At 58.9% G+C, this 11638-nt stretch carries 12 protein-coding genes; 5 read left to right on the plus strand and 7 right to left on the minus strand.

The genetic code is table 11. From position 1 onward, the window contains the following. Positions 1–103 precede the first annotated feature (103 nt). The 6 genes from FHT86_RS37045 to FHT86_RS37070 are packed head-to-tail and all read right to left on the minus strand — an operon-like array spanning position 104 to position 5273. Positions 104–907 (minus strand): alpha/beta fold hydrolase, encoded by an 804-nt coding sequence (locus FHT86_RS37045; protein ID WP_133704406.1) that lies wholly within the window; start codon positions 905–907, stop codon positions 104–106. Next, positions 907–1620, minus strand: a complete 714-nt coding sequence (locus FHT86_RS37050; protein WP_133704407.1) for an ATP-binding cassette domain-containing protein — start codon at positions 1618–1620, stop codon at positions 907–909. Before FHT86_RS37050 ends, FHT86_RS37045 begins: the two co-directional genes overlap by 1 nt. Continuing rightward, positions 1620–2387 (minus strand): ABC transporter ATP-binding protein, encoded by a 768-nt coding sequence (locus FHT86_RS37055; protein WP_133704408.1) that lies wholly within the window; start codon positions 2385–2387, stop codon positions 1620–1622. The genes FHT86_RS37050 and FHT86_RS37055 overlap by 1 nt, the downstream gene beginning before the upstream one ends. Beyond that, positions 2384–3247, minus strand: coding sequence for a branched-chain amino acid ABC transporter permease (locus tag FHT86_RS37060; protein ID WP_133704409.1), 864 nt, complete (start codon positions 3245–3247; stop codon positions 2384–2386). The genes FHT86_RS37055 and FHT86_RS37060 overlap by 4 nt, the downstream gene beginning before the upstream one ends. A 10-nt stretch (positions 3248–3257) precedes the next feature. After that, positions 3258–4127, minus strand: a complete 870-nt coding sequence (locus FHT86_RS37065) for a branched-chain amino acid ABC transporter permease (RefSeq protein ID WP_133704410.1) — start codon at positions 4125–4127, stop codon at positions 3258–3260. Positions 4128–4151: 24 nt separating this feature from the next. After that, positions 4152–5273 carry an ABC transporter substrate-binding protein gene (locus tag FHT86_RS37070; RefSeq protein ID WP_133704411.1) on the minus strand — a complete coding sequence of 374 codons (1122 nt, stop codon included), beginning with the start codon at positions 5271–5273 and terminating at the stop codon, positions 4152–4154. A 133-nt stretch (positions 5274–5406) separates the two neighbouring features. Here FHT86_RS37070 and FHT86_RS37075 point away from each other — a divergent pair, with 133 nt between their 5' ends. After that, positions 5407–6246, plus strand: a complete 840-nt coding sequence (locus FHT86_RS37075) for an IclR family transcriptional regulator (protein ID WP_166656681.1) — start codon at positions 5407–5409, stop codon at positions 6244–6246. Positions 6247–6315: 69 nt separating this feature from the next. On the opposite strand, the gene FHT86_RS37080 is transcribed toward FHT86_RS37075, so the two are convergent. Then, a complete protein-coding gene (locus FHT86_RS37080) occupies positions 6316–7248 on the minus strand; it encodes a 3-keto-5-aminohexanoate cleavage protein (RefSeq protein WP_133704413.1) in 933 nt (310 codons plus the stop codon). Positions 7249–7503: 255 nt separating this feature from the next. Here FHT86_RS37080 and gcvA point away from each other — a divergent pair, with 255 nt between their 5' ends. The 4 genes from gcvA to FHT86_RS37100 all read left to right on the plus strand — a co-directional run bounded on the left by gcvA (position 7504) and on the right by FHT86_RS37100 (position 11422). Then, positions 7504–8409, plus strand: coding sequence for a transcriptional regulator GcvA (gene gcvA / locus FHT86_RS37085; RefSeq protein ID WP_133704414.1), 906 nt, complete (start codon positions 7504–7506; stop codon positions 8407–8409). A gap of 227 nt (positions 8410–8636) precedes the next feature. Continuing rightward, a complete protein-coding gene (locus tag FHT86_RS37090; protein ID WP_133704415.1) occupies positions 8637–9632 on the plus strand; it encodes a dihydroxyacetone kinase subunit DhaK in 996 nt (331 codons plus the stop codon). Continuing rightward, the gene (locus FHT86_RS37095; RefSeq protein WP_133704416.1) at positions 9632–10249 is read left to right on the plus strand and encodes a dihydroxyacetone kinase subunit L; all 618 of its coding nucleotides are present in this window, start codon (positions 9632–9634) and stop codon (positions 10247–10249) included. Before FHT86_RS37090 ends, FHT86_RS37095 begins: the two co-directional genes overlap by 1 nt. 93 nt (positions 10250–10342) lie before the next feature. Then, positions 10343–11422: an iron-containing alcohol dehydrogenase gene (locus FHT86_RS37100; protein WP_312862682.1), complete on the plus strand. Its 1080-nt coding sequence runs from the start codon at positions 10343–10345 to the stop codon at positions 11420–11422. The last annotated feature ends 216 nt before the right edge of the window (positions 11423–11638 follow it).

The raw sequence follows: 11638 nt of genomic DNA on the forward strand, positions 1-11638 counted from the left end.
ATCGATCTGACGGTCCCCTCCGATATCGGAGATCAACCGGCTTCCACCACATCCGCCCAAACAGTCAGGAGAAAACCAACCCTTCTCATATCGGGTATCGACATTATCCCTGCCAGTTCTTTTCAAGAAAAGGCAAGACCAAGCCGAGGAACGCCTCCGGATTCTGAATTGCCGGAAAATGCGCGGAGAGGATGGTTACAAAACGTGCATCCTTAATGCGATCCGCGATCATTTGAACACCTTCCGGCGGACGACCTGCATCCTGCAGGCAGCCGATCAGGAGGCACGGCGCAACGACTTGAGGAAACACCATTTCCAAATCGGACGACGCGAGCATCCGATAAATGGCGGCGAAACTTTCGGGATCGTTGCCGAGCCAACGGGATCGAGTGGAGGCAAAGCGCTCGGGATCAAGCGTTCGAAACTCCTCGGGATAGGAGGTGAGGAGCGATTTCTCCTCGATGCTCCGCAATCCGTCGCGCAGGAAGCCGTCTATCATCGCATAGGTGGCATCGCGACGTTCCGCGGGAATGTGCGTGGCCGGGCTCGATATCGCGACCGCACCCGTATGTGCCGGATGGCGCGCCGCAAAACGCAGCGCGACATTTGCACCGACGGCACAGCCGATCAGCGCCGCTTTCCCGCTCAAGTGCAGCCCATCGAGCAGGGACTTGAGATCATCGGCGAGTTGGTCGCCGCTCACCTCCCCCCGAATCTTCTCCGAAAGCCCAGCCCCGCGCATGTCGTAACGCAATGTACGATAGCGTTTCTGCAGAGCGGGCATGACGAGGTCCCAGGATTCCAGGGTCCCAGCCATTTCGTGCAGCAGTACCACCAGCGGCCCGTCCGAACCTCCGAGTTCGTATCGAAGGGAAACGCCCCCGGCGTCAATCCAGCCGATTGCCATCAGAAATAATGCCAGAAATTTGAGTTGCGGGCCTCTTCGGGTGAGCCGTCGAACACAACCGCACCATTGTTGAGGATCGTGACGTGGTCAGCGATCTTCATCGAGGCTGCCACATTCTGTTCCACGAGAACGGCTCCGAGCTGCGAAGACCGGCAGACGTCCCGAACCAGTTCGAACAGGCGCTCGACAAGATTGGGAGCAAGCCCGATCGAGGGCTCATCGAGCAGGATGCATCTGGGCGAACCAAGCAGGGCAAGGCCGAGCGCCAGCATCTGCTGTTGGCCACCGCTCAGGCTTCCCGCAATCGTATCGAGCCGACCGGACAATGCGGGAAAGAGTTCAAGCACGTCCTTGACCTCGAAGCGATTGTCGGGCCCCCGGCAATTGCGGTCGGCAACCACATCCAGATTCTCGCCGATCGTCAGCGTCGCGAAGATGCCTCTTCCTTCGGGTAGCAGCCGCAATCCTCTGGATATACGCTCCGAGACCTTCAGCTTGTCGATCCGCTCTCCGGAAAGGTACATATCGCCGGTGGCCCGCTCGCCCATTCCAATGATGTTCTTCAGGGTCGTCGTCTTGCCGCAGCCATTGTGGCCCAGGAGAGCCAGAATCTGTCCGGGCTTCACCTTGAAGGAGACGTCATGGAGGACGGTCTTGTTGCCATAACCGGCGGAGAGATTCTGCACTTCAAGCAAAGCTACGTCGGTCGACATCACAATGCTCCTCCGAAATAAATTTCCCCGAGGTCCGGCCGGGCAATGATTTCAGCCGGCTCACCCTGAGCAAGGACATGGCCCTGGTGCAGAAACACGACGTTGTCGGCCAGCCGCTGGACGATGCTCGTATTGTGTTCGACGACCAGAAAAGTCCGGCCGGTGTCCTTGAGACGCAGCACGACTTCAAGCATGGTTTCGAGGGCCTGCGCACTGAGGCCGGACGTCGGCTCGTCGAGCAGGAGAAGCTTTGCGCCACTCGCAAGAAGGCGCGCCACACACAGCAGCTTCTGTTCGCCATAGCTCAGATTGCGGACGATATCCTTAGCACGCATAGCCAGTCCCACGTCTTCCAGGAAGGCCATCGCCTCCTCCCGGCGCCGTCTGGTTTCTGCCCAGGTATGAAATGGCCTCAGCAGCGGCCTGACCGGATTCTCGTCCGTCTTGCTCGGCAGGTAGACCGTGACGTTGTCGATTACCGACAGCTCCGTGAACAACCGCAGGTTCTGGAAACTGCGGCAAATGCCGAGGTCCACCATTCGACGAGCAGACAGTCCGAGGAGGGATTGCTCCCCCAACCGGATGTCGCCGTTCTCCGGCCGTGTGAAACCGGTGATGACGTTGAAAATCGTTGTCTTGCCGGCGCCGTTCGGTCCGACGAGGCAGGTAATCAGGCCCCGGTCGAGGGTAAAGCTGCAATCGTTGAGCGCTTGCAATCCACCGAAGCGCTTAGAGACGCCTGATACTGTAAGATAGTGACTGCTCATATTTTGCGCCCCGCTATCCCCTGCGGCCGGTACAGCATGAACAGGATCAGCAGGCCTCCATAGATGATCTGCCGCATCGGTCCGGCTGCAGACGAAGAAATCGGCAATATGCTCAGCACCTGCGGCAGCGCCGTCAGCAATGCCGGCCCCAAAAGGCAGCCGACGAGCGTGCGCGCCCCGCCAACGACGATCATCGTCAACAGCAGGATCGAGGCGTCGATGTCGAACGATGTCGGATCGATGAAGCTGAAGAACACGGCATAGAGACCGCCGGCTCCGCCAGCAAACAGGCCGGACAGCGCAGCCACGCCAACCTTCGTCGACAGCACATTCTTCCCGGCGGCCGCAACCGCTAGTTCATCCTCGCGGATGGCATTGACCAGTCGCCCGAAAGGCGAACGCAGGACGAGCCAGAAGCACAGGCAGCCCAACAGCAGAAGCAGCGTCGAAAGCGGCAGGAACTTCATCGCATCGTCGAGGTCATAGCCGAACAGGCTGGCCGGCGGCACGCCTGCAAGCCCGGAAGCGCCACCGGTCAAATCCGTGAGATTCATATAGATGGCGGTCGCGGCGATCTGCATACCGAAAGAGGTGACGACGAAGTAGTCGCCGGCAATTCGTAAGGCAGGCAGAGCAAAGAGGGCATTGATGACGAGGCACAAGACGAGGGCGATCAGCATCGCGAGAGGGAAGTCGACCGTGCCGTTGCCCGTCAGGATCGCGACGGTATAGGCTCCAACGCCGAAGATCGCCGCCTGGGAAACCGAAAATATGCCTGTCACGCCGACCAGAAGATTGGTCGACATTGCCGCCAGAGCATAGATTTCGGCGATTACGAGATAACTGGCGATAAAATCCATCAGCGTGCCCCTACCGTGTCGTCCGCCGGGCAAAAATGCCCTTCGGCGCAACCACCATCAGTATGACGAAGAGGCCGAACGTAGCAGCGACGCTCCATTGACCCGAAATGATCACGGTGGACGTCGTCTGCAGCACGGAAAGAATGATCGAAGTGACGAATGCTCCCACCAGACTATCCATACCACCTGCTATCACGGCAACGGTTGCTGTCAGCAGAATGAGAGTACCGGTATAGGGTTGCAGCCCCTGATCGAGAGCGGTGAACGCGCTCGGAAAGGCTATTATGCCGGAGGCGATCGCCATGACGATAACGTGCACGCGCCGCGGCTCCAGCCGGGTAATTTCGGCAAGGAACTCGTTTGCGGCGACCGCCCGCGTACGCTTGCCGATCGTTGTCCGACCAGACCACAGTAACAAGGCTGCAAAAAGCACGAGCCCGCTGACCGCGACGAGCGCCTGCGGGACGCTTATCGTCACCACCGAGAGCTGGATCGTATCGTTACGCCAGGATGGCGACATCTGCAGAACGTCCGGCGAGAAGAAGGCGGCCATGACGTTTTGAATGACGACAAGCGCGCCAAGCGAAGCAATCAGCAGCACCAAGGGGGTGGCATTTCGCTGATTCAGTCGGCTGTAGAGCTGTGACTGAATGAATGCGCCCATGGCTGCACCCACAAGGACCGCGCAGGCGAGCGCCAACCAGAAGGGCAAACCTTCGCTGGAGAGATACCAGGTGACGTAACCGGCAAGTGTGTAGATGCCGGCATGCGCCACATGGAACACTCTCGTGGTCGAATAGATTATCGAGAAGGTGATCGCCACCACTCCGATGGCACAGCCACTGACGAGGCCGTTCACGAGAAGGTTTAGAAAAAGCATGGTACATCTCCGATGCGGGATCGGTCAGTTTTGACCGACTGCGCCTTCGGCGACTTTCGTGCCTACGCCTTTCTGGACCTGCAATATATCGATATTGCGGACGGCGGTATTCGATGTGAAGGAGACATCCGCGATACCTCTGAAGGTCTTGATCTTCAGAAGTTCTTCGCGCATGGCGTCGCCGGTAAGCTCCTCCTTGGCATCGAGTACGGCCTTGGCAACCGTGGCCAGAATATGGGTCGCGTTATAATACTCGCGCGAATAAACGCTGACCGACTTTGTTCCGAACTTCTTCATGATGCCCTGCTCGACGGCCGGAGGCAGCGTTCCGCGGATTGCCGTGTAGTACCAGTTGTCGCTGCCCGGCAGGCCCATGGCAGGCGTCAGGAAGGTCGTGCCGACAACCGTCGGAAAATTCCCCTGCTGGCCAGCCTGCTGGACGAATTGTGGCAATGTACCGCCCTGAACGACGTTGACGAAAACGACATCGGGCTTGGCGGAGGCTGTCTTCAGAAGTGCGGGCCGGAAATTGGTATCACCGGGCGGAACCGGTTCATCCGAGACGATCTTACCGCCAAAACGCGTGAAATTGGCCGAAAAATCATTACGCCCATCGATGCCGGCGGCGGAATTCTCATAAATGATAGCGGCGGTTTTCTTGCCGAGCGTCTTGACCAGATAATGGGCGAGAACTTCGGTTTCGTCACGCGTGAGCGGCATGGTGTTAAAGAGGTAACGTGACGCTTCGCCCAGTTTGTCTGCCTGGGCGGCAGGGTTGATCACCAGCACCTTCTTGCGCGTTACCAGCGGCGCGATGGCCAGGCTCGGGACAGAAAACGCGGTAATCGCAGCGGGAATGGCATGCAGGTCCACTTCGCGATTGAAGGCGAGAACCGCCTGGTCAGGCTTTCCCTGCGTATCGTCGAAATTGATCTGAAGCTGGTGGCCGTTGATCCCGCCGGCCGCATTGATCTCCTCAAGAGCGAACTGCACTCCCTGCTGCTCTTCAATGCCGACCGCTGCGCTCGAACCCGTCAAGGGCAGGAATGCGGCGAACGTGATATCGCTCTCCGCTCGCGCTTGCCCGAAGGAAACAACGGTTAAAAGACCCGCGGCGCAGACCGCCGTCCACAATTTATGCTGCATAAGAACCTCCCGAGTTGTTAACAGTATCGGTATTCCGATATTTTAGGTAACATGGTTACTGTATTTGTGTTTACATTAGAATGTCAAGGCGCGGACAGGTTATGTCCGGGGTGACAAGATGAAGGGAAACCGAATGAGTACCGAAGAAAAACATAATCCATTGGACAGCCTGGTGACCGTTCAACGGACGATAGCCGTCCTGGAAATGCTGACAGACTCCCATGCCGGCATGTCGATCTCGGATATCGCCAAGGAGCTTGACGTCAACAAGAGCATCGCATTGCGGATCGCATCGACGCTCGAGGCGCTGAATTACCTCTATCGCAACAGCGAGAATAAGCGCTATTACGCCGGCTACAAGATAAGCAACCTGGGCATGCGGCTCCTTGGCCGGGCGCGCTTGCTCGATGAATGCCTGCCCATCCTGCGGCAGCTTGCCGAGCAGACCGGCGAGCTTGTCCTTTTTTCTGTTCTGGACAGAGATGTGCCGAGATGGGTGCTGGCAGTGACCGGCATTCGCCGGCGGCTCCAGGTCGAGCCGATGACTTCGATGGAGCTGCACTCCACCGCTACGGGCAAGGCCTGGCTTGCAACGCTGGCGGATGAAGACGTTCGTCAGCGACTGCAAGGCGGAATGCGCGCGGTGACCCCGTACACAATTACCGATCTGGAAAAGATGCTGGCGGAATTGGACGGTATCCGGCAATCGGGCATCAGCTTCAGCAATCAGGAAAACGAAACCGGAATAGCTTCTGTGGCAACGGGAATTCGGCGTCATCGGACGGGCCCTTATGTCGGCTTTGTCAGCGTCACCGCACCATTGGTCCGGGCCAGCATGGAAGATTTCGACCGCTATAGATCGTTGATCCGGAAAGCGGCCGAAAGTCTCGGAGATCGCTGGCCTCTGGCCATTACTGGTGAGCTGTCAGAAGGCACGAAATTTGGCGAGGGCACCCAGATATACTCTCAGTGACCTGTCCTGAAATTCGGATCAGGAACGTCATCGGAAATGATGAAGCAACCCTCGCAACGGTATCGCCGGCTATTTCGCGCTCAGGCCGAGAAGCTGGCGGGCTTCGGCGGGGGTAGCCGTTTCGATGTTCAATTCATCAAAGACCCGCTTTATCTTCGAAACCTGCTCCGCATTGCTCTTGAACTGTTCGCCGGGCTTGTTGACGAGGTTATCCTCCTGGCCGACACGGACATGGGTTCCCATCAGTCCGCCATAGGCGGCCGTACGGATGTTGACCATTCCGGTTCCATGCGTGAACAGGACCAGCTGATCGCCGAACAGCCGCTCCGCCGTCCGCTTCAGATGCAGAAGGTTATCGATTTCGGAGGTAATGCCACCCAGGATACCCGTCAGAAATTGCAGGATGATCTTGCCGCTGACCTTACGATTGTTGAGGTGATGTTCCAGGATATAGAGGTCGCCAACATCGTAGGCCTCGAACTCCATGGCGATGCCCTCGTCGATGAGGGTGGCAATCATGGCGTCGATCTTCTTGAACGAGTTGCCCGTGACCACGTCGTAGCTTTTCGGGCCGAAGCTGTCCTTCTCCCACTGGTGCTTGAACTTGGCGACATCGGCTTCCGAAAAGCCCTGTTCACGCGCCTTTTTGAAATTGCCATAGTTCATCGAACCAACGATCACCGTAGCCACTTCCGGCCGCAGCTTCAGAACCGCTTCAAGGCGATCTTCCGGCGTGGCTCCCAGTGACGCGGACATGTTGATGACGGCATCGCATCCGGCGCGGATTGCCGGGATGAATTCCTGCCAGACCTCGGTGGCATTGGTGGGACGGCCGTCCTGTGGATCGCGGGCATGCAGGTGAATGACCGACGCACCCGCCTTTGCCGCAGCGATCGATTGCTCGGCGATTTCGGCAGGCGTCACCGGCAGATAGGGCGACATGGACGGCGTCATCGAAGCACCGGTCGCGGCGCAGGTAATGATGATCTTGCTATTGGACATGGGTGTCTCCGGTATTTTGTTTTGACACAGGCGAACGATGAAATTTTTCGCGAGCGCCGGGGTTACGTCAAACGAGTTCGCGTCTGCTCGATTGAGTTTTTCTCACGCGAAGATGCCGTTGCTTTGCCTGCGTCGCAAAATTTTCTTGCGGAAATGGGATTTTTCCGCGGGATTCGGTCGTTTTCCGCTTCCGAAATGCTATGGATTCTCACGGAAGAATCCGTCGTTTGAAGAAAACTCATCTGAGGACATTACATGGCAAGTCGTCTTCCGCCCCTGAAGGCCCTAAGGGCATTCGAAGTTGCCGGGCGACACCTCAGTTTCATGAAGGCAGCAGCCGATCTCAATGTGACACCGGGCGCAATCAGCAGACAGATAAAGCTTCTGGAAGATTACCTGGGTCTGCGGCTGTTCGAACGGGGTTATCGGGAAGTGACGCTCACGCCGGCTGGGCGCGAATATGTCGATTCACTGGAGGAGATCTTCGGCAGGCTCGAAGCGGCAACCGATCGGCTCATGGACCAGCATCATCGTAAGCCCTTGCATATTTTTGCTTCCATGATGTTTACGATGCGCTGGCTGATGCCACGCCTTGGCAAGTTCGAGGGAGCATCTGCCGGAGAGATCAGGCTCAGCACTTCGCTGGCAGCCGATCCCAATCCGTTCCGAAGCGGCAATGTCGATGCCGCCATCTATATCGGCAACGCCGATCTCCCAGGGATGGTCTGCCGACGTCTTTTACCAAGCCGGCTCGTACCGATTTGCAGTCCGGCTCTTCTGCGCGTCAAGCCCCTGAGAAACCTTGATGAACTGGGGCAACATACACTCCTGCACTCTTCCGTCTTCCCCAATAACTGGGGGAATTGGCTGGCGATCGCCGGCCGGCCGGATATACGCGGACAGCAAAGCGTAAGTTTCGGCAGCACCTCACTTGCCTATCAGGCCGCAGTCGAGGGCCTGGGGGTGGCAATCGGACAGACCACACTGATCCGTGAAGATCTGGCGGCCGGAAGGCTCGTCGTGCCGTTTCCTCAGGTCCTGGAAGACGGCAACGCGTATATTCTTGCCTATCCCGAGGCGGGAATACACCACGAGATGCTCACGCCGTTCGTCCGATGGCTGCAGGCAGAAGCTGCGAGTGATCAAAAACGCGGCTCTTGACGAAAGTCCGATAATAAGTAACCTCGTTACCCATAATTCCTTTGGCGATCGAGGTCAGTAAATGCCGGAACCTGAATTCTTCTGCACTGGTGTTCGCGATCGCCCTTCGTCCGAGGTGATGGTTGCGGCCCGTCGGCTCGCCAATCCGTCAAGCTGCCAGAAAAGCACCTGATGCCGGCCAATCCATCAGCAGCAGTGCCTTGAATTCGTAAAGAGGGGAACGGGACTTGAGCCAATTGATGAATGATCCTCGCGACTATGTCGACGAGATGCTGGATGGCCTCGTGTTGGCCCACCCTTCTCTTATGCGGCATGGAACCGGGGGGCGGGTCGTCCGACGTAACAGTGGTGCAACCGGGAAAGTAGGCGTCGTGTCCGGCGGCGGATCGGGGCATTTGCCGCTCTTCACCGGCTACGTCGGCCCGGGACTTTTGGACGCCTGCTCGGTCGGCAATGTCTTCGAGGGCCCCAATGTCGCCTCTTGCGGCGAAGCGATCGCGGTCGCCAACGGCGGCAAGGGCGTTCTTTGCCTCTACGGCAACTACGGCGGCGACCGGATGAACTTCGACATGGCCTGCGAGATGGCCGAAGTGGAAGGCATCGAAACCACGACCGTGCTCGGCACCGACGATATCGCCAGCGCTGACGCCGATCAGATCGGTCGGCGGCGCGGCGTTGCCGGCATCATTTATGCCTACAAAGCCGCCGGTGCCCTTGCCGAAGCCGGCGGATCGCTCGCCGATGTCACAGCAATCGCCCGCCGCACAGTGGAACGCACCCGCACCCTCGGTTTCGCCTTGGCGCCTTGCATCGTGCCCGGTGCTGCCGCGCCGACCTTCGACTTGCCGGAAGGCGAGATCGAGATGGGTATGGGCATCCACGGCGAGCCCGGAATCTGGCGCGACCGCATGAAACCCGCTGACAGGATCGCGGACGAGATGGTCGAGCGGTTGCTTGCCAATGCGCCGGCCGACGCCTCGAACCGCGTGTCGCTCCTGGTCAACAGCCTCGGCGCGACACCGCTGGAAGAGCTTTACATCCTCTATCGCCGCGTCGTTCCGCAGATTGAGAAGGCAGGCTTCGAGATCGTCGCGCCGCTGGTGGGGCGCTACACAACGTCCATGGAGATGGCCGGCGCCTCACTGAGCCTCTGCTTCCTCGACGAGGAGATCGAGCGGCTTGTCCACGCCCCTGCCTCCTGCCCCTTCTGGAGGGCCGGCTGATGGCGATTGTCGTTGCGGATATCGGGCGGGCGGTGCAGCGGGCGCAGGCCTGCTTTACGGTGGCCGAGACGGAGCTGAATGCCGCCGATGCCAAGCTCGGGGACGGCGATACAGGCGGCATGCTGCGCCGCCTGGCCGACGGGATTGCCAAGGTCGACCTCTTTCACACCGAGGATCTTGGCATCGCCTTCACGGAACTCGCCAAGGCGGCATCCGCTTCCACCGGCTCCAGCCTCGGCACCCTGGTGATGACGGCCTTCATGACCCTTGCCAAGGCCACACGCGGGCAGACGGAAACCGCCTCCGATCGCCTGCCGGAGTTGCTGTCGGGCATCTGTAGCGCCATGCTGGCGCGCGGTGGTGCAGCACTTGGCGACAAGACCGTCATCGACGGTCTGGATGCGGTTGCCGAAGCGCTGCGAAAGGCGGAGCCTGCCGATTATTCAACGGCTGCGGCGCAAGGTTCGCAGCAGGCGCTGGAAGCATTCCGCGACCGACCGAACCGCATCGGCCGAGCCCGCATGTATGGTGAAAAGAGCCAGGGGCTCGACGATCCCGGCATGCTCGCCCTTGCCAGGCTCTGCGCCGCATTGGCAGCCGACCATAGCAAGACATAGCGGTATTGGGAGGACACCATGGTCAAGTTCGAATACAGGAATCCGACGCACATTCTCTTCGGCGAGGGGTAGATCGCCGCGCTGAAGGCGCTCATCGCTCCGGGGGCGCGGGTACTCCTGCTATATGGTGGCGGTTCCATCAAGCGCAACGGGGTCTATGACCAGGTATTGGCGACCCTCGATAGCTGCGAGGTAACGGAATTCGGCGGCATCGAAGTCAATCCGCACTACGAGACCGTCCTGAAGGCCGCCGGGCTCGCCCGCGAGGTAGCGTCCGATATCATTCTGGCTGTCGGCGGCGGGTCGGTCATCGATGCGGCAAAATTTCTCGGCTCGGCGATTGCCGCTGAGAACAGCGATCCGTGGGACGAATTTGCGGCCGGCCGATATCCGGAGAAGATCGTGCCGGTCGGCTGCGTGCTGACGCTGCCGGCGACCGGTTCGGAAAGCAATGCCGTATCGGTCATTTCATCGGTCACGCGCGATCTGAAGATTCCCTTCGCCAATGAGGCGGCGCGTCCTGTTTTTGCAATCATGGATCCCTCGACCATGGCAAGCCTCGATCGGCGCCAGCTCGGCAACGCCGTCGTGGATGCCTTTACCCATGTCGTCGAGCAATATCTCACCCTTCCCGGAAACACGCCGGTCCAATACGGCTACAGCGAAGTGCTGCTGCGCACGCTGATCGAATGGGGACCGAAGCTTCTAAAGGAAAATTCGCCGGACGCACGCGAAAACGTCATGTGGGCTGCCAACCAGGCGCTCAACGGACTGATCGGGATGGGCGTGCGCCAGGATTGGTCGACCCATATGATCGGCCATGCGATCACCGCTCTCTACGGTATCGACCACGCCCGCACGCTGAGCCTGGTGATGCCCTCGCTGCTGCGCTTCAAAATCCGCTCGAAGCAGGAAATGCTTGCCCGTTATGCCCGCAACGTCTGGAACGTCCAGGCGGACGACGACAGAATTGCTGCCGAACAGGGTATCGCTGCGACGGAAGACTTCTTCCGCCGCATGGGGCTTCCGGTCAAAAGCAGTGACGTTGCCCCCACCAAGATTTCCGCCGACGATATCGTCGCCCATCTGGAACGTGCCGGGCAGGTGCAACTCGGCGAAATGGCCGACATTTCTGCCAAGGAAGTCCGGGAAATTATGGCTGCGGTGACGTAGTTTATGGATGGGCTGGATCCATTCGCCTGGGTTTCCCCTTCATTCAATCCGGCGCGTTCAAACCTGGTGCAGCCGAAGGTATCGCTCCGGTTTAAACCACGGGAAATGTGGTCGGTATACGCGTCGCCATAGCTTGGACCTGCTCCAATCGCGTAACAGAATATCAGTTCAAATAGGTCGCCTTGATTGAGATTCGAACCGCCAACCTCGCACTCT

This window comes from Rhizobium sp. BK313, assembly GCF_014193655.1.
Taxonomy (GTDB): Bacteria; Pseudomonadota; Alphaproteobacteria; order Rhizobiales; family Rhizobiaceae; genus Rhizobium.